Annotated in this window: 23 protein-coding genes; 13 read left to right on the forward strand and 10 right to left on the reverse strand. The window is 37.3% G+C overall.

The features are described from left to right. Nucleotides 1-118: 118 nt before the first annotated feature. Nucleotides 119-673 (forward strand): sigma-70 family RNA polymerase sigma factor, encoded by a 555-nt coding sequence (locus IWC72_RS02570; RefSeq protein ID WP_194528039.1) that lies wholly within the window; start codon nucleotides 119-121, stop codon nucleotides 671-673. Nucleotides 674-900: 227 nt separating this feature from the next. Here IWC72_RS02570 and IWC72_RS02575 read toward each other — a convergent pair whose 3' ends face one another. Next, a complete protein-coding gene (locus IWC72_RS02575; RefSeq protein WP_194524686.1) occupies nucleotides 901-1,725 on the reverse strand; it encodes a UbiA prenyltransferase family protein in 825 nt (274 codons plus the stop codon). 125 nt (nucleotides 1,726-1,850) lie between these two features. Here IWC72_RS02575 and gcvP point away from each other — a divergent pair, with 125 nt between their 5' ends. The 4 genes from gcvP (at nucleotide 1,851) to IWC72_RS02595 (ending at nucleotide 7,407) form a co-directional block, all read left to right on the forward strand. Then, the gene (gene gcvP, locus IWC72_RS02580; protein WP_194528726.1) at nucleotides 1,851-4,703 is read left to right on the forward strand and encodes an aminomethyl-transferring glycine dehydrogenase; all 2,853 of its coding nucleotides are present in this window, start codon (nucleotides 1,851-1,853) and stop codon (nucleotides 4,701-4,703) included. Between the two features lie 165 nt (nucleotides 4,704-4,868). Beyond that, complete coding sequence (locus IWC72_RS02585; protein WP_194524688.1) at nucleotides 4,869-5,924, forward strand: 3-oxoacyl-ACP synthase III family protein; 1,056 nt, start codon at nucleotides 4,869-4,871, stop codon at nucleotides 5,922-5,924. Nucleotides 5,925-5,970: 46 nt separating this feature from the next. Continuing rightward, the gene (locus tag IWC72_RS02590; protein ID WP_194531067.1) at nucleotides 5,971-6,498 is read left to right on the forward strand and encodes a methyltransferase; all 528 of its coding nucleotides are present in this window, start codon (nucleotides 5,971-5,973) and stop codon (nucleotides 6,496-6,498) included. A 57-nt stretch (nucleotides 6,499-6,555) separates the two neighbouring features. After that, a complete protein-coding gene (locus tag IWC72_RS02595; RefSeq protein ID WP_194528727.1) occupies nucleotides 6,556-7,407 on the forward strand; it encodes a glycosyltransferase in 852 nt (283 codons plus the stop codon). 76 nt (nucleotides 7,408-7,483) lie between these two features. Here IWC72_RS02595 and IWC72_RS02600 read toward each other — a convergent pair whose 3' ends face one another. From IWC72_RS02600 to IWC72_RS02630, 7 genes are all read right to left on the reverse strand, one after another. After that, on the reverse strand, nucleotides 7,484-7,993 hold the full coding sequence (locus IWC72_RS02600; RefSeq protein WP_194524690.1) for an OmpH family outer membrane protein: 510 nt from the start codon (nucleotides 7,991-7,993) through the stop codon (nucleotides 7,484-7,486). Between the two features lie 142 nt (nucleotides 7,994-8,135). After that, nucleotides 8,136-8,954, reverse strand: coding sequence for an OmpH family outer membrane protein (locus IWC72_RS02605; protein WP_194528728.1), 819 nt, complete (start codon nucleotides 8,952-8,954; stop codon nucleotides 8,136-8,138). Nucleotides 8,955-9,045: 91 nt separating this feature from the next. Then, nucleotides 9,046-11,658 (reverse strand): outer membrane protein assembly factor BamA, encoded by a 2,613-nt coding sequence (gene bamA / locus IWC72_RS02610; protein ID WP_194524692.1) that lies wholly within the window; start codon nucleotides 11,656-11,658, stop codon nucleotides 9,046-9,048. A 4-nt stretch (nucleotides 11,659-11,662) separates the two neighbouring features. Then, nucleotides 11,663-12,370, reverse strand: a complete 708-nt coding sequence (locus IWC72_RS02615) for an isoprenyl transferase (RefSeq protein WP_394370057.1) — start codon at nucleotides 12,368-12,370, stop codon at nucleotides 11,663-11,665. Nucleotides 12,371-12,576: 206 nt separating this feature from the next. Beyond that, nucleotides 12,577-13,275, reverse strand: coding sequence for a type IX secretion system protein PorG (gene porG / locus IWC72_RS02620; RefSeq protein WP_194524694.1), 699 nt, complete (start codon nucleotides 13,273-13,275; stop codon nucleotides 12,577-12,579). A 101-nt stretch (nucleotides 13,276-13,376) separates the two neighbouring features. Then, entirely contained in the window at nucleotides 13,377-14,258 is an 882-nt protein-coding gene (locus tag IWC72_RS02625; protein ID WP_194528729.1) for an NAD kinase, read from the reverse strand. A gap of 104 nt (nucleotides 14,259-14,362) precedes the next feature. After that, nucleotides 14,363-15,019 (reverse strand): CBS domain-containing protein, encoded by a 657-nt coding sequence (locus tag IWC72_RS02630; RefSeq protein WP_194524696.1) that lies wholly within the window; start codon nucleotides 15,017-15,019, stop codon nucleotides 14,363-14,365. 93 nt (nucleotides 15,020-15,112) lie between these two features. Here IWC72_RS02630 and IWC72_RS02635 point away from each other — a divergent pair, with 93 nt between their 5' ends. The 6 genes from IWC72_RS02635 to clpX all read left to right on the forward strand — a co-directional run bounded on the left by IWC72_RS02635 (nucleotide 15,113) and on the right by clpX (nucleotide 20,581). Next, nucleotides 15,113-15,829 (forward strand): pyridoxine 5'-phosphate synthase, encoded by a 717-nt coding sequence (locus tag IWC72_RS02635; RefSeq protein ID WP_194528730.1) that lies wholly within the window; start codon nucleotides 15,113-15,115, stop codon nucleotides 15,827-15,829. Further along, entirely contained in the window at nucleotides 15,826-16,599 is a 774-nt protein-coding gene (locus IWC72_RS02640; protein WP_194528731.1) for an alpha/beta fold hydrolase, read from the forward strand. The genes IWC72_RS02635 and IWC72_RS02640 overlap by 4 nt, the downstream gene beginning before the upstream one ends. A gap of 93 nt (nucleotides 16,600-16,692) precedes the next feature. Next, nucleotides 16,693-17,043: a phage holin family protein gene (locus IWC72_RS02645; protein WP_194524699.1), complete on the forward strand. Its 351-nt coding sequence runs from the start codon at nucleotides 16,693-16,695 to the stop codon at nucleotides 17,041-17,043. Between the two features lie 96 nt (nucleotides 17,044-17,139). Then, nucleotides 17,140-18,462: a trigger factor gene (gene tig / locus IWC72_RS02650; RefSeq protein WP_194524700.1), complete on the forward strand. Its 1,323-nt coding sequence runs from the start codon at nucleotides 17,140-17,142 to the stop codon at nucleotides 18,460-18,462. Between the two features lie 103 nt (nucleotides 18,463-18,565). After that, nucleotides 18,566-19,246, forward strand: coding sequence for an ATP-dependent Clp endopeptidase proteolytic subunit ClpP (clpP, locus tag IWC72_RS02655; protein ID WP_194524701.1), 681 nt, complete (start codon nucleotides 18,566-18,568; stop codon nucleotides 19,244-19,246). 99 nt (nucleotides 19,247-19,345) lie between these two features. Continuing rightward, nucleotides 19,346-20,581 (forward strand): ATP-dependent Clp protease ATP-binding subunit ClpX, encoded by a 1,236-nt coding sequence (gene clpX / locus IWC72_RS02660; protein WP_194524702.1) that lies wholly within the window; start codon nucleotides 19,346-19,348, stop codon nucleotides 20,579-20,581. 95 nt (nucleotides 20,582-20,676) lie between these two features. Here the strand turns inward: clpX and IWC72_RS02665 are convergent, their stop codons facing one another. Both IWC72_RS02665 and IWC72_RS02670 read right to left on the reverse strand, forming a co-directional pair. After that, nucleotides 20,677-21,240, reverse strand: coding sequence for a hypothetical protein (locus tag IWC72_RS02665; protein WP_194528732.1), 564 nt, complete (start codon nucleotides 21,238-21,240; stop codon nucleotides 20,677-20,679). Nucleotides 21,241-21,313: 73 nt separating this feature from the next. Continuing rightward, nucleotides 21,314-22,828, reverse strand: coding sequence for a GH3 auxin-responsive promoter family protein (locus tag IWC72_RS02670; protein WP_194524704.1), 1,515 nt, complete (start codon nucleotides 22,826-22,828; stop codon nucleotides 21,314-21,316). A 77-nt stretch (nucleotides 22,829-22,905) separates the two neighbouring features. Here IWC72_RS02670 and IWC72_RS02675 point away from each other — a divergent pair, with 77 nt between their 5' ends. Both IWC72_RS02675 and IWC72_RS02680 read left to right on the forward strand, forming a co-directional pair. Continuing rightward, nucleotides 22,906-23,700, forward strand: a complete 795-nt coding sequence (locus IWC72_RS02675) for a DUF2797 domain-containing protein (RefSeq protein WP_194524705.1) — start codon at nucleotides 22,906-22,908, stop codon at nucleotides 23,698-23,700. A gap of 120 nt (nucleotides 23,701-23,820) precedes the next feature. After that, on the forward strand, nucleotides 23,821-24,522 hold the full coding sequence (locus IWC72_RS02680; RefSeq protein WP_194524706.1) for a TVP38/TMEM64 family protein: 702 nt from the start codon (nucleotides 23,821-23,823) through the stop codon (nucleotides 24,520-24,522). Nucleotides 24,523-24,529 lie beyond the last annotated feature (7 nt).

The following is a 24,529-nucleotide window of genomic DNA, read 5'->3' on the forward strand; positions in this document are numbered from 1 at the left end:
CTTTTAAGTTTAATCAAAAATAGTAATTATGGCGGCATTAAATTATATTGGAGAGAATGAAAAAAAATTGAGGCTCATTAAATCTAATTCCATTACTTTTGATAACGACACAAAATGTATGGCAGAACACCAACTAAAACCCGATACTTGGGTAGACTTATATGCAGATTACCTTTTTAACTACGCAATTGGCCGTATTAGCGACGCTGAAGTAGCAAAAGATCTTGTACAAGAAACTTTCATGGCCGGTTTAAAATCTGCTAAAAATTACAAAGGAGATGCTGCCGAACGTACATGGCTAATTGCTATTTTAAAGCGAAAAGTAATAGATCATTACAGAAAAATTAATTCAAAAAAGGGAAAAGCAGAAGTGCGAATGAACTATAGTTCGCAAACTGATGCTGAAGGCGACTGGCTTGAAGAACAAGTTGCGGACCCCTTTAGTTCCTTTGAAAACAGCGATATAGAAAATGAAGAATTAGGACTTGCCATACAATCTTGCATTTCTAAATTACCAAAAAAACAAGCTATGGTTTTCACAATGAAAACCATTCAAGGAATTAGTACCGAAGATATTTGTAATGAGCTAGGTATTAATCCGTCTAATCTCTGGGTAATGATACATAGAGCTAGAACAGCTTTAATGGGTTGCCTTAATCAAAATTGGTTTTAAACTATGATTTCTTGCGACAAAGCCGCCATAATTTGCAACAAAGCCCAATACAGGGAAGCAACTTTTATGGAAAAAATAAAATTGCGTTTTCACCTATTCATGTGCAAAACATGCTCAAAAGCGACCAAAGAGAATACACAGCTAACTGCATTGTGCCATAAGGCAGATTTACGGAGTCTATCAGAAAAAGACAAGCTAGAGATGAAGCAATTCCTTGAAAAGAAAGATTAAAACAACTGTTTCAATACCAGTAATAATATCCACCAGAGTATAGAAATACCCTCTACCCAAAACGAAGAAAAATATCTATTCTGTTGTCTTTTGGTTATGAACATTACTAGGCCCAATATCAAAAATATGATTCCGCCGGCAATCATTTCAGATATTGAAGCATTATCTTTTAGAAGAATTAAAAAGAAAAACGGCAAAATTGCCAGAGAGCCAAATATTTTGGTATTAGCAACTCCGTAACGTTGAGGCAAAGTTTTCAATTTAGGGCTATCATAGGCCAAATCACGAATTTCAAAGGGTACTAATAAAATTAGCACGAATAAAAATCGTTGTACAACTTCTATCCACACATCTTTTTCCAAAGAATCACCTTCCGAGAGCACGGGAAGAACAACAGTTGTTCCAGCCCATACTAAAGCAACAATAAAGATTTTAAGTCCACCCCAACTTCTCAGATTTTTTGCATGAGGTAATAACGGCACCGCATAAAGCCCGGTTAATGCCACCAGGATACCAACACCCATCCACACCTCTAGTTTTAAAAACCATCCGTGGTAACACGCTATTGCAAGTGCAATAAAACTAAAGAACTGAATGTTTTTATGATATCTATTTGCTACAAGAATATACTTCTTTGCCTCTACCCCGTACTTCACAAAATTGTAACACGCAATAGACCCCATGAAGAGAAACCACGCAAGATGATAATCTATTCCGTAACCAAGGGTAAGCTCCGTTACCAAAACTAGTGCATAGATTCCTAACGCTACATGTATACTTGCGTCAATATAAAAGTCAAAAATACGGTTTAGGAGCTTCACCTTACTAAATTAACCAAACTGTTCATAAACTCCCCGATTAGTTAAAAACTTTCACCTAGATGAGCAATTATGTGATTTTTTTAAGGGATTAAATGCCTAATTTTACGCCACTTTTATCACAAGCTATGAAGACAGATGTATTTGCTTTACGCCATATAGGCATTAAGGAAGAAGATCAAGAGCACATGCTCAAAACCGTAGGTACGGAAACCTTGGATCAGCTCATTTACGAGACAATTCCCGATGATATTCGTTTAAAAAAGCCATTGGCGCTTCATGCTGCCATGAGCGAACATAAATTCTTGGCCCATATTCAAGAACTTTCAGAGCAAAATGAAGTTTTTCGTACATATATTGGCCTTGGTTACCATGAAAGTTTGACCCCGTCTGTTATTAAAAGAAATATTCTTGAAAATCCGGGATGGTATACGGCTTACACTCCATATCAAGCCGAAATTGCCCAAGGTAGACTTGAAGCCCTTTTAAATTTCCAGACCGTAGTATCTGACTTAACAGGAATGGAATTGGCAAACGCATCCCTCTTAGATGAGAGCACAGCCGCTGCTGAGGCAATGACTATGTTGTTTGATGTTCGTAGCCGAGAACAAAAGAAAAACGGAATTCTAAAATTCTTTGTTTCAGAAGAAATATTACCACAAACGCTATCTCTTTTAAAAACACGTTCCACACCACTTGGCATTGAACTGGTGATAGGAAACCATGAAGAATTTACTTTTGACCAAGATTTTTACGGTGCCTTATTACAGTATCCAGGAAAATATGGCCAAGTAAATGACTATAGCCACTTTGTATCCAAAGCCAAAGAGAACGACATTAAAGTTGCTGTTGCTGCAGATATTTTGAGCTTAGCACTTCTTACTCCTCCAGGAGAATTTGGTGTTGATGTTGTTGTAGGAACTACTCAAAGGTTTGGTATTCCACTAGGTTATGGAGGTCCACATGCTGCGTTTTTTGCAACAAAAGAAGCTTACAAAAGAAATATACCTGGCAGAATCATAGGCGTCACCAAAGATACTGATGGCAAAACTGCCCTTAGAATGGCACTCCAAACCAGAGAGCAACACATTAAACGAGATAAGGCTACTTCTAATATATGTACTGCCCAAGTTTTATTAGCCGTAATGGCGGGAATGTATGCTGTTTATCATGGTCCTGAAGGATTAAAATACATAGCAAACAAAGTGCATAGCACAGCTGTAACCCTAGCAGATGCCCTGGAAAAAATAGGCTTATACCAAACTAACACTTCTTATTTCGACACTATTACCGTTAAAGCAGATGCCAACAGTGTTCGCAAAGTAGCAGAAAAAAATGGAGTAAATTTCCTTTACGTTGATGATGAAACAATTTCTATTGCAGTAAACGAAGCTACCTCATTACAAGATTTAAATCAAATTGTTTCTATTTTTGGTGATGCGCTTGAAAAGGAAGTCTCCGAGACCAAAAGTCTTTCATCAAAATCTGCAATTGCTTCAACTGTACAACGCCATTCTTCTTTTTTACAAAACGAAGTATTCAACAAATATCATTCCGAAACGGAACTGATGCGCTACATTAAAAAACTGGAGCGCAAAGACCTTTCTCTGAACCACTCTATGATTTCATTGGGTTCATGTACAATGAAACTGAATGCAGCTTCTGAAATGCTTCCTTTAAGTATGCCACGCTGGGGCAATATTCACCCATTTGTACCAATTGACCAAGCAAAAGGCTATCAGTTCATTTTAAAAGAGTTGGCTAAAGATTTATCTACCATAACAGGTTTTGCAGCTACATCACTTCAACCTAATTCAGGGGCTCAAGGTGAATATGCCGGCTTAATGGTTATTAGGGCATACCATGAATCTAGAAATGAAGGACACAGAGACGTTTGTCTAATACCGGCCTCTGCGCATGGTACCAATCCTGCTTCCGCAGTAATGGCAGGCATGAAAGTTGTGGTTACCAAGACTGATGAAAAAGGAAATATCGATGTAACAGACTTGGAAGAGAAAGTCTTGAAATATTCAGAAAACCTTGCTGCTTTAATGGTCACTTACCCCTCTACGCACGGTGTTTTTGAATCTTCAATAAAACAAATTACAAAATTGATTCATGACAATGGCGGTCAGGTATATATGGACGGTGCCAACATGAATGCGCAAGTTGGTCTTACCAACCCCGCTATTATTGGCGCAGACGTTTGCCACCTAAACTTACACAAAACGTTTGCCATACCCCACGGTGGTGGTGGACCAGGAGTTGGGCCTATATGCGTTGCTGAACAATTAGTCCCTTTTCTTCCGGGCAATCCGGTAATTGAAACAGGAGGCAATGATGCTATTTCTGCTATTTCTGCCGCTCCTTGGGGAAGTTCATTGGTTTGCCTGATATCTTACGGCTATGTAAAAATGCTTGGAGAAAAAGGTCTTAGACACTCCACTGAAATTGCCATACTGAACGCCAATTATATTAAACACAAATTAAGCGGAGCATATGATGTTCTCTACACGGGAGAAAAAGGACGTGCAGCTCACGAAATGATCATCGACTGTAGACCTTTTAAAAAGAATGGTATTGAAGTTACGGATATTGCTAAACGATTAATGGATTACGGTTTTCATGCGCCAACCGTTTCCTTTCCTGTTGCAGGAACTTTAATGATAGAACCTACAGAAAGTGAAAGTTTGGCCGAGCTAGATCGTTTCTCCGATGCCATGCTTTCTATTAGAAAAGAAATAGACGAAGCTTCATCTGAAGACAATAACAACGTACTCAAAAATTCGCCACACACGCTTGAAATGCTGACCGCCGATGAATGGAATTTCCCATATAGCAGACAAAAAGCGGCATTCCCACTTTCGTATATCCAAGAAAATAAATTTTGGCCTTCGATTAGACGAGTAGACGATGCCTATGGAGATCGTAATTTAATATGTACCTGCGCACCTATTGAGGCTTATGCAGAGGCAGAGTAATCCACGTTAAACCCAATAAAAACAAGCCTTTCTACAATATTAGAAAGGCTTGTTTTCGTTTAAGATATTTTCTCAAAACGTCTTGAACGTCGTAATACATATTATGCACGCATAGCAGTCAATCTATTCTACCCTACCTTGTTGGGTGATAAAATAAACTACTCTATGTCAATTGCAATTACAGGAACAGGAAGTTACATCCCCTCATTGGTTGTTCCCAACGACAACTTTGAAGGTCATGATTTTTTAAATGCCGATGGCTCTCCGTTTGCCCATGATAATGCTGTTATTATTCAGAAATTCAAAGGCATCACTGGAATTAAAGAACGACGCTACGCCGAGAACAACTTAAACACATCGGACATAGGTTTTCTTGCCGCCGAAAAGGCAATTACCGATTCTGGTATAGACAAAGAGACATTAGACTATATTATTTTTGCCCATAACTTTGGCGATGTTTCCCCAAACAATATCCAGAGTGACATGCTACCCAGTTTAGCAACAAGGGTAAAACAACATTTGCGCATTAAGAATCCCGCTTGCGTTGCCTATGACCTTATTTTTGGTTGCCCTGGCTGGATACAAGGTGTTATTCAAGCAAATGCATTCATTAAAAGTGGTATTGCCAAAAGATGCCTAGTCATTGGAGGAGAAACCTTGTCTCGCATAGTAGATCCACATGATAGAGATTCTATGATTTATTCCGATGGCGCAGGTGCCGCTATCATCGAGAAAAAAGATAATTCGGGTGAAATACTTTCACATGCCAGTGCTACTTATACTCAAGAAGAAGCCTATTTTCTATTCTTTGGAGAATCTTATAACAAGCTTAAAGATGATACCAAATACATAAAAATGTTTGGTCGTAAAATCTACGAGTTTGCCGTGACCTACGTACCTCAAGCCATGAAAGATTGCTTGGATGAGAGTGGAGTTACTATAGATGATCTTAAAAAAATATTTATTCACCAAGCGAACGAGAAGATGGATGAAGCCATCATAAAACGTTTTTATGGCTTGTACAACCGAGAAACGCCTGATAATATCATGCCCATGAGCATAGGAAAGCTAGGTAACAGTTCAGTTGCTACGGTGCCTACTCTCTTTGACTTGGTCAGTAATGGAAAAATAGAAAATCAAGAGGTTCAAAAGGGAGATGTTGTTATATTTGCCAGTGTTGGCGCAGGCATGAATATTAATGCCATAGTATACAGGATCTGATTGAACCGGTAGCAGCGCAAAACATCAAACTTTGCAACCCGTTCACATGTACGAGAAGACCTATCCGAGTAAACGTTTTCAGCACACCCTAGAGTTTCTAAAGAAACATATATCTACCGAGGAAACTATTCTGGACCTTGGCGTGGAGAATCCGTTTTCAAAAATCATGAAAGAACAGGGGTATTCCGTAGAAAACACTAAAGGCGAAGATTTGGATACGGACTTTTCTTCTCTTACCGATTCGGATGCACAAGTGGTTACTGCATTTGAAATTTTTGAACACCTACTAGCGCCTTTTAATCCTCTAAGAGAAATAAAAGCGGATAAACTAGTGGCGAGTATTCCCTTAAAATTATGGTTTTCACCTGCCTACCGTAGCAAAACGGATCCGTGGGACCGTCATTACCATGAATTTGAGGATTGGCAATTTGACTGGCTTTTAGAAAAAGCTGGGTGGGAAATTAAGGATAGTGCCAAATGGACCAATCCTGTCAAAAAACTGGGTATACGTCCCCTATTACGTAGTTTCACTCCACGGTACTATATTGTTTATGCGGTAAGAAAACAAGGGTAATAATCGTATTATATCATTTCAATTTCATAGCTTTTGACCCTTAAATGCTTCATGGCCATGCACTATTACGTAATCGTTCCCGCTCATAATGAAGAAGGCTTCTTGTCCGACACCTTAAATTCTATCTTAAGGCAGTCGCTACAGCCTAAAAGAGTAGTTGTAGTGAACGATAATTCCACCGACAACACAGAAGCTATCATAGATCAATTTGTGACTCTCAGCCCCATCTTTCAAAAGCTGAACACAACATCTTCTACAGAGCACATGCCTGGCAGCAAAGTGGTGAATGCATTTAACAAAGGTCTTGAGTTACTAGATGAAGATTACGACTTTATTGTAAAACTAGATGCCGATGTTATTTTGCCGGACAATTACTTTGAAAAAATCGTTTATATTTTTAAAGGACAACCTAAAGTAGGCATAGCCGGTGGTTTTGTATATGAGCAGACCGAAGACGGACAATGGAAATTAAACCACCCTATGGACAAGAACCACGTGCGTGGTGCGTTTAAAGCCTATACAAAAAAGTGTTTTAAAGCCATTGATGGCCTACGGAATGCAATGGGATGGGATACCGTAGACGAATTGCTTGCCCAATATCACGGCCACGAGATTTACACAGACGATGCCTTGAAAGTAAAACACCTGAGACCTACTGGTAACGCTTATAATCAAAAAGCAAAACTTCTACAAGGGAAGGCTATGTTCACCATGCGTTATGGTTTTCCTATAACTGTAATAGCATCTCTTAAAATGGCCCTAAAACAAAGAAAACCTCAAGCTTTTGTAGACAACATGTATGGTTATCTTGAAGCCAAAAAAGAGAAAAAACAATTTTTGGTTACTAAGGCAGAGGGCAATTTTATTAGAAGTTTGCGTTGGCGGAACATTAAAAGAAAACTTCTATAGGCTCAACAAAATATTATAAAACAAAAAAATCCCGCTATAATAGCGGGATTTTTTTTGATATTTCGTGTTAAGTAAATTATATACCTAATTCCTTCTTAACATCTGCTAAAAGATCTTTTCCTTTTGCTACAATAAGTCCACCACCAGCTTGAGCATCTATTACATACTCGTAACCTTGAGCAGCAGCTACTTTTTCAATTGCAGCTTTAGCCTTATCAGAGATAGGAGCAAAAAGCTCTCCTTGCTTCTTCTGAAGCTCTCTCTGTGCAGCTTGCTGTGCTTCTCCAATATTCTTTTGAACTCCTTGAAGCTCTATAGCTCTCTTTTCGTTCTCTTCTTTTGACTTTGAAGGCGCTTCGTTTTGGTACAAAGTAGCTTTGTTTTGAAACTCAGTCATTGAACTTTCAATATCAGCGTTATATGTCTCAGATAATTTTTTAAGTTCAGCTTCTGCAGTTTTCATCTCCGGCATTGCACTTAATAATTGGGTAACATCAATATGTGCTACTTTGCTCTGTGCGTTAACAAAACTTGTAGCGGCTACAAACAATACTAAGGCTACTGCTATTTTCTTTAAGTGTTTCATGATAATTCTAGTTAAAATAATTGAGTGTTAATTTCTGGTTAATGTAAATTTCTCGTTTCACATTTGCTAAGCAAATCGCCGCAATGTATTAAAATTATGTCTATTTAGCAGATGATTGCGAGACTTTGTTCACTAAACAGTCTTACTCTTCAGTTTCTCCCTCATCTTGCCCGTCATTTTGACGTTCTTCTAGCTTTTCTTTTCTCTTAGCCTCGCGCTCCTCCAACAACTTTTTTCTTCGGGCTTCATATGCTTTTTTACGCTCTTCCCTAAGTTTTAATTGCTCTGCACGTTTCTCCTCTACCGACTTCTCTCTCGCTTCCTGTGCTTTTTCAGCATTCTCTATACGCTCCTTAAGCGCATCGCTCATTTCTTCTTCTTCCTCTACATCATCAAACTTGCTACGACTATCCTTCTTGGGCTTGCTAATCTTACGTGTCCTTGAAATACCTCTGAGCACCAAGTCACTAATATCGTGCCGATTTTCGGAATACAACATAACAACATCCGCAGATTTATCAAAAATAAAATCGTACTTCTTGTTCGCACCTATTTTTTGTACCTCGTTAAAAACCTGATCTTGTATAGGCTGAATCAGACGTCGCTTCTGTAAAACTAAATCGCCCTGAGGACCAAAACGGTCTTGTTGATACTCGACCATCTCTTTTTCCAAAATTTGAATATCTTCTTCGCGCTCCGCAATTAACTCATCTGTCAAGAGCACACGTTCAGACATCAAATCTTTTTTGACGGCCTCTAACTGACTTGCCTTTTGCTCAATATCTATTTTCCATTTCTGGACTTTATCTGCAAGTTGTTTGTTAGCATCCCTATATTCCTCCACGTTCTCTAAGATATACTCCATATCTACGTAAGCAATACGAACACCACGCTGAGCAAAGGTATAGGCAGAACATAAGGTCAACACCAGTACAAAAAGAACGTTTGATTTTGTTTTCATTTCTTTATCGTTTTATCCAATAGAAAATATCGTGCCAAAAATACTAAAAACTTTAAAATGAGCGATTTAGCATAAAGGACGATTCCTTAAATTAAAACTGTTGGCCGATAATGAAGTGTGTTTGAAGTCCGCTAGGTCCGTTTCCGATAGACGCTGGTCTAAGGTCTTCATCAAACCCGTAACCAAAATCAATACCCAACAACCCGAATGCCGGCATGAAAATGCGCAGCCCCACTCCGGCCGATCGTTTTATTTGAAACGGATTAAATTCCTGAAAATTGTTGAAGGCATTACCTCCTTCCATAAATGCAAGCATATAAATGGAAGCTGAAGGTTTTAAAGTTAAAGGATAACGCAATTCTAGAGAAAATTTATTATACACCAAACCACCTTCTTGCTGCCCTGTTACTGGATCAATTGGTGTTAAAGACTGGTTTTCATATCCTCTTAACTGTACTACGTCACGACCATCTAAGGTAAAGTTGCCCAGACCGTCACCACCTACAAAGAAACGCTCAAAAGGAACATCTCCTACATCATTATTATAATTACCCAAGAAACCGAATTCTGCATTGGTACGCATTACCAAATCGCCCACCAAGGTTGTATACCAATCTCCTTTAAACTTTACCTTATAGTACTCTAACCATCTAAAACGTTGTTGATCTATATCCTCTAACTCTGCTGCATCTGCAGTACCAAGCCCACCTTGCTGCGCTTTTAAAAGTGTTAACTCTTCGCTACGGTCACGCAAACTCACATAATCCTTATTACTAAAAAGAGAATAAGGAGGCGTAAATTTGGCGGTAACTTCAAAGTTAGAACCTCCTCTTGGGAAAATTCGTCCACCAGCCGTGGCATTTCTAGAAATTCCTAATGTGTATGCAAAAGAATTAGATTTACCATTCCCAAAGTTAAACAGACCAATATCATAATTATTAAACTCATATAATTGATAGCTTAAGGAGTGTGAAATTGTAAAGTAATCATCTGGCCATTGTACACGCTTTGCCAAACCAGCTGATATTCCTGTTATGGAAAATCCTCGATCTTTATCTACCTCAATTCTACTGCTACTAGAATTGTTATAATCTACTCCAAACTGTTGCGTTCTAGAAAGGTTTAAACTAAACTGAACTGGTTTTCTACCACCCAACCAAGGTTCTGCAAAATTAAGACTGTATACCCTAAACGTTCTACTAGCTTGTACTCTCATGGCAAACGTTTGTCCATCACCCATTGGTACCGGCTTGTACGCTTCACCTTTTAAAATATTTTTAATAGAGAAGTTATTGAAAGAAAGCCCCAGAGTACCTATGAAACCACCACCACCGTAGCCACCTTGCAATTCTATCTGACTTGAACCTGATTCTACCAAGTTGTACTTAATATCTACCGTACCCTCATTAGGATTAGGGTTAAGAATGTCCGGTTTAATCTGCTCAGCATCAAAATAACCCAACTGCTGAAGTTCACGAATGGTTCTAATAATATCACTCTTGTTGTATTTTTGACCAGGACGTGTACGTAGTTCTCGATAGATAACATGGTCATTGGTACGATCATTACCAACTACATCTATATGATTAAGAAAAGTCTCCTTACCTTCTATAACACGAATTTCAAAATTAATCGTGTCATTTTCTGCAGAAACCTCTACCGGGTTGATGCTTGAAAACAAATACCCATTATTCTGATAAAGGCTGGTAACATCATTAGGCTCTGGTTTGGAATCATCTGCAATACGCTCTCTTAGCAAAACACCGTTATACGTATCTCCTTTTTTGATACCTAAAACCGCTCCTAATTGACGGTCTGTGTATACCGAGTTACCGACAAAATCAATATCTCCAAAGTAATATTTGTTTCCTTCTTCTATTTGATATTTTAAGATGATGTTGTTCTCATCTACCTTAATTAAAGAATCAGAAATAATACGTGCATCACGGTAACCGTTCTCCGCATATTTATCGGACAAGAGCTCTAAATCATTCTCATAGTCTTCTTCAATGAATTTAGATTTCTTCCAAAAACGCCAGAAACGCTTCTCTTTCGTTTTCTTGAAAGCTCCTTTTAACTTTTTATCAGACAACTGTTCGTTACCCTCAAAAATCATTTTCTTAATTTTTACCTTATCACCTTTATTTATATTGATGACCATCTTCTGAGCATTAGTCTCAGAGGTATCTTTCGCAACAATTATAGCCGTTTTGGTATTAAGAAAACCTTGCTTCTTATATTTATTATCCAGATAATTTTTGGTGTTAGCAATTAAACTCTCGGTAATTTTTTTTCCTTTTTTAAGATCGGTATCTTTAAGGATATCATCAACCTTTCTAGGTTTAACACCATTTATAGTCACATCGGACAAAGTTGGTCTCTCAATAATATTCAATTCAAGAAAAACCTTATCACCTTCTATATTGGTAATATAAAAGTCAATATTCTTAAAAAGCTCTAGCCCCCAAAGTTTATTGATTATTCCACTAATTTCATCTCCCGGAAGCGTAATAGGCTGCCCTACACGCAAGCCCGTATACGTTTTTACGGTCTGTTCATTATAACTTTGCAGACCGGTGACTTCTATCCCCCCTAAAATGTACTTTTTTCCATCCTCAAAAGAAAGTTCTTGTGCGGAGCAAAAAGTAGTTGCAAAAATTAATAGGAGTGTAATAAAAGGTTCGAAGGATATGAACCTATTCATATCGCTAATTGAGTTGTTCGCTGGTTTTTCCAAATCTTCGTTCTCTGTTCTGATAACTTTTTATGGCTTCTGCCAAATGTTGACTACTAAAATCGGGCCAAAATACATCGACGAAATATAATTCCGCGTAGGCTATTTGCCACAGCAAAAAATTGCTGATACGATGCTCACCACTAGTGCGGACAAGCAAATCTACATCTGGCAAATCATGCGTGTAAAGATGGTTATTAATAATGGTTTCGTCAATGTTTTCAATTGAAATTATATTATTTTTAACTTTGGTACTTATTTGTTTTACTGCGTTTTTCAGCTCCTCGCGAGCACCATAACTTAAGGCCAAAGTAAGGGTCATTCCTGTATTTTCCCTTGTTTTCTCCATTACCTCCTTAAGCTCTTTATTAGCTCTTTTTGGTAATGATTCAATATCACCAATAGCATTAAGCCTGATGTTATTTTTAGAAAAAGTCTTTAATTCTTTCTTTAAAGAAGACACTAAAATCCTCATTAAGGTGTCAATCTCTATCTTAGGTCTATTCCAGTTTTCCGTAGAGAATGTATATAAGGTAAGGTATTGAAGCTCTAATCTAACGCAGTTTTCAACTGTCTCCCGAACGGTTTTAACACCGTTCTCATGACCAAAGACACGAAGTTTGCCCTGCTTTTTTGCCCACCTACCATTTCCATCCATAATGATGGCCAGGTGTTTTGGCATTTTATTTTTATCTAATTCTTCTAGGTCAACCATAAGGAACTGATCATTCTACTCTAATATGCACTCTTCTAATTGGATTGTTTTTAATTCCCCAACCCCGAAACTCATTTTTTTTGAGCGCACGGCAAAAATAGCCTATAAATTTGAATTATGCCTAGTTGAGACGAAATCAAGAAAAGAAAATAGGGATTAAAAGGGAATGCGCGTTACTCAAAACACTCCATACAAGGTTTTCTACCAAAGGTATAGGTTAAGGTAAACCCAGAAAACACATACCAATCATCATTAAAAACATTACCAAACCGAAGATCACCCAACTGCTGGTTAACATTCAGCTTTTCAGGGTTACTCGCATCTAGGTTATCCGTAAAAGTATACCGAGCACCTATCTCAGCCCCTAAAATCAAAAATTGATTTAAACGAAGTTTGGCACCTACAGTCATTGGTATAGCAAAAGAACCATCTCTCTGAGATACATCTATAAACTGACCGGCATCAAAATAATTGTAATCGTACCTAAAATAGGTTATACCTGTATATAAATAAGGTGTAAATGCAGGCCCTAACTTATGTAAATTATACTCAACGAAGTTAAATTCAAGCCCTGCAGAAGCTTCTAACAATGAATTATCCATTTTGTAACCTCTCTGCTCACGGGAAGGATCATTTGACTTTGCATCATCTGCAGTAAACTTTCCATATATTACACTGGCACGCCAAGCATATCGCTTAGCTATATTCCATTTAAAAATACCACCAAGAGCAATGTCCGACGGTAAAACATAAGTAGTACGCCCTACATCTCCAATGGCATTAGCGCCACCGGCAAATATACCGGCTTCATAGGTTTGTGCTCCTGCGCTACTAAAAGCACATAGCAGGACCATGACAATGAATTGCTTCATAAATAGTATTAGTTTGCGAATATAACAATTGCACCCAACTATTATATTAATGTTCTCACATGATAAACAGGATTTGCGGATTTTTATTGTCCGCTCTAGATTCAATTACGGCGATCTTCTCCCCACAAAAGCTTATTCCTAAGGGTTTTCAAGAAACTCTCTGAGGTATATTCTATCATTTTAATTGTGAAGCTTGCTTTTTTAATACGAATTTCCTTTCCATTCTCCACAGATGCTATTCTAGAATCTAATGAAATAAGGTGGTTATCTTCTCTACCAGAAACTTTTAACCGTATCTGCGTGTCATCAGAAATAACCAATGGTCTAGCATTTAAATTATGAGGAGCAATAGGTGTCAAGACCAAAGACTTTGCCGTTGGTGCAATTACCGGGCCACCACAACTAAGAGAATAACCCGTAGAACCTGTTGGAGTAGAAACTATTAGACCATCTGCCCAGTATGATGTTAAATACTCATCATTTAAATAGGTTTCAACTGTAATCATAGAAGTTGTATCCTTTCTACTCACGGTAATTTCGTTCAAGGCAAAATGCAAGCCGTTCAGTTCCGGAATATCATCATCTTGATTAACCTCTACCAAACTGCGTTCAACAATAGTGAAAGCACCCTGTTTAAATTCTTGAACTACTTTACGAACTTCTTCTTTACTAAATGTGGAAAGAAACCCTAAACGCCCTGTATTTACACCAACAATAGGAATACCCGTATCTTGAATAAATGCGGTCGCCCTTAAAATGGTACCATCACCACCAAAACTTACGAACATATCAAAAGAACCATCTAGCCCTTCTGCATCCGTAAATTTGCCATAATTTGAAGTGTCGTGTTTTGTGGATACATACTCATGAAATTCCTTTTCAATAGCAATTACAGCATGTTCTTTTTCAAGCTCATCTAGTAACTCCATTACATATTGCAAGGTGTCTTCCTGATACATTTGACTGTAAATCGCAACTTTCATCCCTTATCCTTATATTGATTACAAAAACCTCTTAGCTTTATAACACAAAAATAAGGATTGTACCTTTTACCGATTGACCTTTTCAAAGATAATCTTGAGAAATTCTATACGTTGAGATATTTATCTAGATAATCTGACCGCTCTTTTAAGTCCTCCAAGAACTGATCATCTGTATTACCAAACAACACATTATAATTATAACGACGGAAGGTCTGAAGAATATCGTTTAGATTAGAAGATGCTATTTTAATAGTTATTTGAACCACATCATTCTTAGAATCCGTAATAAAACCACCTATCAGTTTTGTATTGTTGCTTTCAACTATTTGGGCAATTTCACTAAATGAATAGTCCTTTATCCCCTTTGCTACAACGATAATACCACCTGGTTCTGTAAAAAATGGAGTATCTATAAAAACGCTTACAATATCCGTAAGATCATAATAACCATCTATCCTCCCTTTTTCATCAAGAATAGGAACGAGATTAGCTTCATTTCTTGCAAAAGTCTCAAGAACATCCAACCAGCTAGTTTCTTTTCTAACAAAAAAAGAATCTAAATCATAACGGTACTGCTCTATCTTTTCATTAATATCGAAATTCTCAAGGTCATTTTCACTTAGCACACCTAAATACGCATCGTTTTCTGTAACAGCTACATGTGAATGCGTAGTACCTTCAAAAAAAGTAATCACATCAGCCAATGAATCACTAATTTTAAAAGATGGAATATTTGTTACTATCTGGTCTTGAATATGCATATCTATATATGTTAAACGCAAAATACTAATTAAAAATATCAAAAGGCATGCCTAATTTGTATTTTTGTGCCGAATGGTAAATTCTATCGGTAAATGACAAAATTAAGCGTAAACATAAACAAGATTGCAACCTTAAGAAACGCAAGAGGCGGCAATATGCCAGACTTATTAAAAACAGCAGCAGATATAGAGTCTTTTGGAGGACAAGGCATTACCATACATCCAAGACCAGACGAAAGACATATACGCTATCAAGATGCTCGCGATTTAAAAAACCTGGTTACCACAGAATACAATATAGAGGGTAATCCTGTAAAAAAATTCATAGACCTCGTCCTTGAAGTGAAACCAACACAGGTTACTTTGGTACCAGATGCAGTAGATGCAATCACCTCTAATGCTGGCTGGGATACTATAAAACATAAAGACTTTCTTAAAGAGGTTATCCAAACTTTTAAAAGCGCGGGTATTCGCACCTCCATTTTTGTTGACGCTGAAACCAACATGATAGAAGGTGCTGCCAAAACTGGAACGGACCGCATAGAGCTTTATACAGAGAGTTATGCCGAGGAGTTTTCTAGAGGCAATCACAACCAAGCTGTCAAACCTTTTTCAGAAGCTGCCAAAATTGCACATCAATGCGGTCTTGGCGTTAATGCTGGTCATGACCTAAGCTTAGACAACATCAAATATTTTAAGGAGAACGTCCCGCATTTATTAGAGGTTTCTATTGGTCACGCCCTCATTTGCGAATCACTCTATCTTGGACTTGAAAATGTTGTTAACATGTACCTGAATAAATTAAAATGACAGAAACCTTACACTCACAAATACTAGGCGAAGGCACTCCCCTATTAATTTTACACGGATTTCTAGGCATGTCCGACAACTGGAAAACCCTAGGCAACCAATACGCCGAAAAAGGCTTTGAAGTTCACCTTATAGACCAACGGAACCATGGTAAAAGTTTTTGGTCAGAAGATTTTAATTATGATTTACTGTCGGAAGACCTAAAAAATTACATTGAGACCCATCAATTGAAAAGTGCCATGATTATAGGACATTCCATGGGCGGCAAGACTGCTATGCAATTTGCCTGCAACTATCCTACTCTCGTAAAAAAAATGATTATCGCAGATATCGGCCCTAAATTTTACCCGCCGCATCATCAACCTATTATAGATGGTCTGAATGCTATAAATTTAAATGAAATCAAATCCAGAAATGAGGCTGACGCAGAACTCGGGAAACATATTACGGATTTTGGTACTCGACAGTTTTTGCTGAAAAATTTATATTGGGTAGAGAAAGGCCAACTAGGCTTTCGCTTCAACCTCAAAGTTTTAAGCGATAAAATGAATGAAATAGGAGAAAACATAAGTGCTTCCGATATTTTCAACGGCTCCACCCTATTTCTCCGCGGAGACCGTTCAGAATATATCATGCCCAGTGATATTTCTGAAATCAAGAAACACTTTCCTCAATCTGAATTGGAAACAATAGATAACGCAGGGCATTGGCTACATGCCGAAAACCCGAAACAATTTTTTGAAAAATCAATGTTGTTTTTGAAACCATAACAGATTACTGGATAGAGAGTTATTAATCAACCCAACAAATCTTTATCTTTAAAGGATAATGAAATTATTAGCAATATATAAAAACCTTTACTTATGAAACTTATTCTACGCGTTCTACTAAGTGCCCTTGCCGTGGTTATACTATCCAAAGTACTACCCAACGTTTCAGTAGACAGCTATATGACTGCTATTATTGTGGCCATAGTACTTAGTCTTTTAAACTTTATAGTAAAGCCAATTCTGGTCATATTTACCTTACCAGTAACCATTTTAACCTTTGGTCTTTTTTTACTGATTATCAATGCAATAATCATTTTCTTGGCAGACAATCTTATTGACGGTTTTAGTGTAAACGGTGTTTTATGGGCTATAATTTTCAGCCTTTTACTATCTATTCTTCAATCTATATTGTTTTCCCTTTTGAAAGAGGACAAAAAATCGTAACGATTGTTTGAATCTCAACGATTTAAAAACTTGCTAGGATGCATTAATTGTAGTACTTTTGCATCCCATTTTATGGAAACAAAAAAGAAGATTTAGATGAATATTACAAAAGAGCAGATCGACGATCTAAATGCCGTCGTTAAAGTGGCCATCACCAAAGAAGACTACCAAGATAAGGTAGACAGTATTCTTAGTGACTATAGAAAACAGGCCAATGTACCTGGTTTCAGAAAAGGCCACGTGCCAATGGGCTTGATAAAGAAGCAGTACGGGAAAGCCGTTTTGGTAGACGAAGTAAACAAACTTCTTCAAGACAACTTGAACAAATACCTTACCGAAGAAAAATTAGATGTTCTAGGCAATCCACTTCCTAAACAACAAGATAATTTTGATTGGGACAAAGAAGAACTTGCTTTTGAGTTTGAATTAGGTCTAGCTCCTGATTTTGAAGTTCCATTGAAAACAAAAAAACCAATCACCCATTACAAAATCGTTGCTGACGACAAAATGGTTGAAGAGCAAGTTGAACGCATCCAAAAACAATACGGGAAACTTATTAGCAAAGATGCTGTTGAGAAGAACAATGAGGTAACAGGAACTTTCAAGAACGAAGAAGAAGAAATAGACAATAAAGCTACTCTAGAACTTGACAAGGTGAAGAGCAAAAAAGCTTTGGATGCCCTAAAAGGCAAAAAAGTTGGTGATGTTGTTACATTGAAATCTAAAGGTCTTTTTAAGGAAGATTACTTACTTTCAAGCGTATTTGGTGTTTCTCAGGAAAAAGCTGCCGATCTTAATGTTGAAGCTACTTTTACTATTGAAGAAATTAACGAAAGAGAAGCTGCAGATTTAGACCAAGAGCTTTTTGATAAGCTTTTTGGTAAAGATGAAGTGAAATCTGAAAAAGACTTGAAAGAACGTATCAAGGATGATTCAGAGAAACAATTCGAGCAACAGTCAGATCAGAAGTTATTGAATGACATTACCGAATATTTCATTGAAAACACAAAATTTGAACTTCCTACAGAATTCTTGACCAAGTGGATTCAAATGACCGGTGAAAACCCGTTGACCGAAGAAGAAGCCAATGAAGAGTACGAAAAATCTGAAAAAGGGCTTCGTTACCAACTTATAGAAGGTAAAGTCATTAAAGAAAATGGTATTGAACTTCAGTTTGACGAATTGAAAGAATTTGCTAAAGGTTTCATAAAAACACAAATGGCACAATTTGGTCAATTGAACCCTCAAGAAGAAGAATTGGATAATATAGCCGCTCGTGTATTGGGTAACCAAGACGAAGTAAAACGCCTATCTGAGCAGTTAATGAGCCAAAAACTACTTAACCTGTACAAAGAGAAAGTAAACCTAAAGACAAAAGAGGTTACTTACGAAAACTTTGTGAAGGAAGTATACGGGTAATATTTCCAAAAAATTATAAGTATCTTTACGGTGCCGAAAATAATATTTTCGGCACCTTTTTTTATCTTATACCCCAGGGTTACTTAAACATCGAAAGAAAATTATGGATTACGGAAAAGAATTCAAGAATTACGCTATAAATCACCAAGGCATTAGCAGTACTTATTACGATTCGATCTTAACAAGCATGTACCCCGTTGGTCTTACACCCAACATTATTGAAGAACGCCAGATGAACGCTGTTGCGATGGACGTATTTTCAAGATTAATGATGGACCGTATCATCTTCTTAGGAACAGGCATTAATGATCAAGTAGCAAATATTGTACAAGCACAATTGTTATTTTTGGCCAGTACAGATGCTAAAAAAGACATTCAGATATATATTAACTCCCCAGGAGGAAGTGTTTACGCTGGTTTAGGTATCTATGACACCATGCAATTCATTGCTCCGGACGTTGCCACTATTTGTACTGGAATGGCCGCCTCAATGGGCGCTGTACTTCTTTGTGCAGGTGAAAAAGGTAAACGTAGCGGATTAACACACTCCAGAGTAATGATCCACCAACCAATGGGTGGAGCCCAAGGTCAAGCAAGTGATATTGAAATTACGGCACGCGAAATCTTGAAGCTAAAATCAGAATTGTATGAAATTATAGCCAAGCATTCAGACCAAACCATAGACAAAGTAAACGAAGACAGTGACCGTGACTATTGGATGAAAGCTGAAGAAGCTAAAGCTTATGGTATGATTGATGAGATTTTAGTAAGGGGTAAAGAGTAATTTCGACCAAATGCGTACTATTAATTGGTTTTTCGATTAAAACGATGAACCAAAACGCATTTATTTGCGTTTATTTTTTCAAAGAAAGTATACTTTAATATGGCTAAAGAAAATTTAGAGTGTTCATTTTGTGGCAGAAAAAAGCCTGAGACCAATCTTTTGATTGCTGGTCTTGATGCACACATATGTGACAGATGTATAGAGCAAGCCCATGGTATTGTTACCGAAGAATCTAAACAGACTAAAACAAATGACCTTTCTTCAGAACTTACCCTGAAGAAGCCTATTGATATTAAAACATTTTTAGACACTTACGTTATTGGGCAAGACCGCACAAAAAAAGTAATGTCTGTTGCAGTTTACAATCACTACAAAAGGCTTTTACAACCTAAGTCAAAAGAAGACGATGTAGAGATTCAAAAAAGTAATATCATCATGGTAGGTCAAACAGGTACAGGTAAAACCCTTGTAGCTAAAACTATTGCCAAAATGCTTAATGTGCCTTTGGCTATTGTAGATGCTACAGTTTTGACCGAAGCTGGCTATGTAGGTGAAGATGTAGAAAGTATTCTTACACGTTTGCTACAAGCGGCAGATTACAATCTTGAAAAAGCAGAACGCGGTATTGTTTTTATTGATGAAATTGATAAGATTGCACGTAAAAGCGACAATCCTTCTATTACAAGAGATGTATCTGGTGAAGGTGTTCAACAAGGACTACTTAAGTTACTTGAAGGAACGGTTGTAAATGTTCCGCCAAAAGGAGGAAGAAAACATCCTGACCAAAAGTTCATTGAAGTCAACACAGAGAACATCTTATTTATTGCAGGAGGTGCTTTTGATGGAATTGAACGTGCTATTACCAAAAGGTTGAACATGCAAGCTATTGGATATAGCGCCGCTAAAACCGATGATAATTTAGATCAGGAGAACATTCTTCAGTATATAATTCCAAAGGATTTAAAGGAGTTTGGTTTAATTCCTGAAATTATAGGAAGACTTCCGGTATTAACGCACATGAACCCGTTAGACGAGAAAACGCTAAGAGCGATTCTTACCGAACCTAAAAACGCGATCATAAAGCAGTATGAAAAACTGTTCGCAATGGATGATATTACTTTCACCATTACGGATCAAGCTTTAGATTATATCGTTAAAAAAGCAATTGAATACAAATTGGGTGCCAGAGGACTTCGTTCCCTATGTGAGGCAATTTTTACCGATGCTATGTTCGAAATGCCTAGTAATGACCAATCGGAATTTAAGGTCACTAAACCTTATGCCGAAGAAAAATTATCTCACGAGACCGTTAAAAAACTGAAAGCAGTTTCATAAAGTCTCCCTGATATAAATAAACAAGAAAGCGGAATCACATGGTGTGATTCCGCTTTTTTATTTCCTTGAGCGTTAGTTTAAAACCCCGTGGTTATTTACATAGCTTTTTGCTTATTTGTTTTACCCGTATTCTGAGTAACCGTATTCAACAAGTCAAGGCATACTTTCTTAATTATTTTCTCATCGGTATACATATCGTGGCTAAAGCCGTTTACCAGCTCTCCTTCTACACCAACTTCTTTGTACCAAGATGCTTTGGGTCTATAAACATCTCCGTCTCCAAATAAAAGTCTAATTGAACCCTCAGGCTTTTGTACTTCTGAACGTACTCTAGTAGAAGAAACGGCATACAAAGATTTCATAGGTAGACCGGAAAGTGCAGCTTTCCAAGCTATAGCCCCACCAACACTAAAACATAAATAATGTGCTGGTTCCTTCTCTTTTTTAAGAAGATGTGCTATTGCAGTTTCTATACCTCCATTAACAAATGCCTGATGAACATTTTCTTCTGAATTTACTTTTACCTCTACATTTCCCAATTGTTGGCAATCATAAAAAGTAATATTAAAATGCTGTTGAAGATATCCGAGGTATGATGTTATCCAGAGCCCTTTTTTAGCCCCCCACATGTCGGACAAGATTACAAGTCTTTCTGCCATAATATTAAATTTAATTTGCCTTTAGGTTAGTATTTGGGAATCAATTTCAATATTAAACGACTAAATCTCTCTTTTATTTGTTCATTTGAAGTAATTCTTCGACATAGCCCCTTTTATTGGATAATCTAGGAATCTTATGCTGCCCTCCTAACTTCCCTTTTAGCTTTAACCAATCGTAAAAAAGATTTTCTCTTGCTACATGAACCTTAGGCATATTTAAAGTGATATTATTATAACGCTTTGCCTCATAATCGGAATTCAAAGATTTTAAAGCGTTGTCTAAGTATTCTGTAAATACATCTATATCTTCGGGTGGGTTCCTGAACTCGATTATCCACTCATGCGCCCCTTTTTCCTTATCGACCATAAAAATAGGACCGGCAGTATAATCTTTAATTTCAGCACCTGTTTTTAAACAAATGGTTTTAAGCGCTTCTTCTGCATTTTCAATAATAAGTTCTTCTCCAAAAACATTAATGTGGTGCTTGGTTCTTCCCGTTACTTTTATTCGGTACGGACTCGTAGAAGTAAATTTAATCGTGTCGCCAATTTTATACCGCCATAGACCAGAATTAGTTGTAATTATAATAGCATAATTGGTGTTCTTTTTCACTTCCCAAAGGGGAATAGCTGTTTGACTCTCTGCGCCATATTCGGTCATAGGAATGAATTCATAGAATATTCCATAGTCCAGCATCAGCAATAAATCATCTGCATTGTTACGGTCCTGAATCGCAAAAAAACCTTCCGAAGCATTATAAATCTCGTAATACTTAAAGCTTTTACGCGGCAGTAGTTTTTTATACTGTTCTTCATACGGGTTAAAACTCACTCCCCCATGAAAATAAACCTCAAGGTTTTCCCATACTTGAAAAAGATTGTCTTTTCCCGTATCCTGTATTACATTATTCAGAAGTACCAACATCCAAGAAGGCACTCCTGCCAAACTGGTCACATTCTCTTGTGTACTTTCTTTTATAATTGCTTTTAGTTTACTCTCCCACTCGCTCATTAAAGACACTTTGCTGCTTGGCGTACTGCTGAATTCTGCCCATAACGGCATGTTATCAATAAGAATGGCGGACAAGTCCCCAAAATAAGAGCCATTGTCCTCGTACAATTCTTTACTACCTCCTAAACGCAGGCTTTTACCCGTAAATAACTGTGAGTTTTCATTATTGTTCAAATAGAGGCAAAGCAAATCTTTACCAGATTTATAATGGCAATCTTCAAGAGCCTCTTCGCTTACGGGAATAAACTTACTTTTAGCATTGGTTGTACCACTGCTTTTAGCAAATAACTTTATTGAAGTTGGCCAAAATATATTTTGCTCACCGCGACGTGTGCGCTCAATAATAGGCTCAAGCTCCTCATATGAGGAAATAGGAACACGTTCCCTAAAAGTTTCGTACTTATTTATAGATTCAAAATCATACTTTCTACCAATTTCAGTGTCTTCGGCAATTTCAATAAGTTGATGAAGCACTTCCTCTTGGACTTCTTCCGGGTATTTTAAAAAAAGTTCTATCTGGTGATATCTCTTTTTTAGCAACCAAGAAGCAATGGAATTGAATAAGGTAATTGGCATTTTTGGGTATCTTTGAATTCGCTAAATTTAGCTTTAATACTTATCATTTTCAAATACATTTTAAATCAAACTTTTTTATGCAGTACGAAGGCGTTCTAAGAAAAATGCAGACCGAAATTGGAAACCCTATTCAATACTACATGGTATTCGAAAACGATTTTTTGAACGTCAACCAAGTTTTGGACAAAGAGCTAGAAATCAAATTTATAAAATACCAATGTTTAAATTGTGGTCGTGACCGCCCTATTTACCGTCAAGGTTTTTGCAAGACTTGTTTCTTTGAAATTCCATCTGCAGGAGATTGGATTATGCGTCCAGAATTGAGCACAGCACATCTAGACAAAGAAGACCGCGACTTAGAATATGAGAAAAAAGCACAACTACAGCCCCATATTGTCTATTTAGCCAACTCAAGTAATATAAAAGTTGGTGTTACCAGAAAGGCACAAGTACCCACACGATGGATAGACCAAGGTGCGCATGAAGCTATTGAAATAGTAGAAGTGCCCAACAGATATTTAGCTGGGATAACAGAAGTAGCGTTAAAAGACCATATTGGGGATAAAACCAACTGGCGGAAAATGCTGACCAACACTGTAGAAGATGAAAATCTTGTTGAATGGCGAAACAAACTGAAGCAATATATTCCCACCGAAGCACAAGCATATTTTATTGAAGATAATTCTGAAACTAATCTTGAATTTCCGGTTTTGAAATACCCTGAAAAGGTAAAAAGCCTGAATCTTTCAAAGACACCAAACTACAAAGGCGTGCTTAAGGGTATAAAAGGGCAATATTTTATTTTTGAAGACAATACTGTTTTTAATGTTAGAGGCAACGAGGGGTATTATGTATCACTTCAAATCAGATAAATACCCCACTATACTACCAACCAAAATGGACAATTAATTTTAGAACCAAAAATTAAATGATTTGGGCAATTCTTATATAATACACATAGCTACCTTTCACTTTATAAAAAAGTGAAAGGCATGCGTAAAGAAGATTCAGATCAAGAAAAAAGCAAATGGCCAATTTACCTATCCCTTATTACGATAGTCTTATTGGTCATTGGTTATTTTACTATACCTGAAATGGAATCCTTTTTCAATGAAGCTTGGCAAGTGCTTACCAGTGGAAATCGTAAGGAAGTTGAGAACTGGGTTTCTCAATTTGGAGCTTGGGGGCCAGTAATACTCATATTGGCCATGATAGCCCAAATGTTTATGATAGTAGTTCCTTCCATCATGCTCATGGTTGCTTCTATTTTGGCATATGGTCCCATTTGGGGCAGCATACTCATTTTGGGAGCCGTTTTCTCTGCCTCATCCGTAGGCTACCTCATTGGAAAAATATTAGGACAAGACCGAGTAGAACGTATCATTGGAAGAAAAACAGAAAACAAAGTAGCTAATTTCCTTGAAGACTATGGCTTTTGGGCCGTTATCATTACGCGCCTGAATCCGTTTTTATCAAATGACGCCATTAGTTTCGTTGGTGGAATTCTGAGAATGGGCTACTGGAAATTTATTGGGGCAACCCTTATCGGTATTACCCCACTTACTATTTTTATTGCTATTCTTGGCAGAAGCACCAATAGTATGAAATCAGGTTTACTTTGGGGCTCTTTAGTGAGTCTAGCCCTGTTCTTATTCTATGTCTGGTACGATAAAAAGCATTTACAAAAAAGCTGAAACTACC

The organism is Zobellia roscoffensis, from assembly GCF_015330165.1.
GTDB classification, from domain to species: Bacteria; Bacteroidota; Bacteroidia; order Flavobacteriales; family Flavobacteriaceae; genus Zobellia; species Zobellia roscoffensis.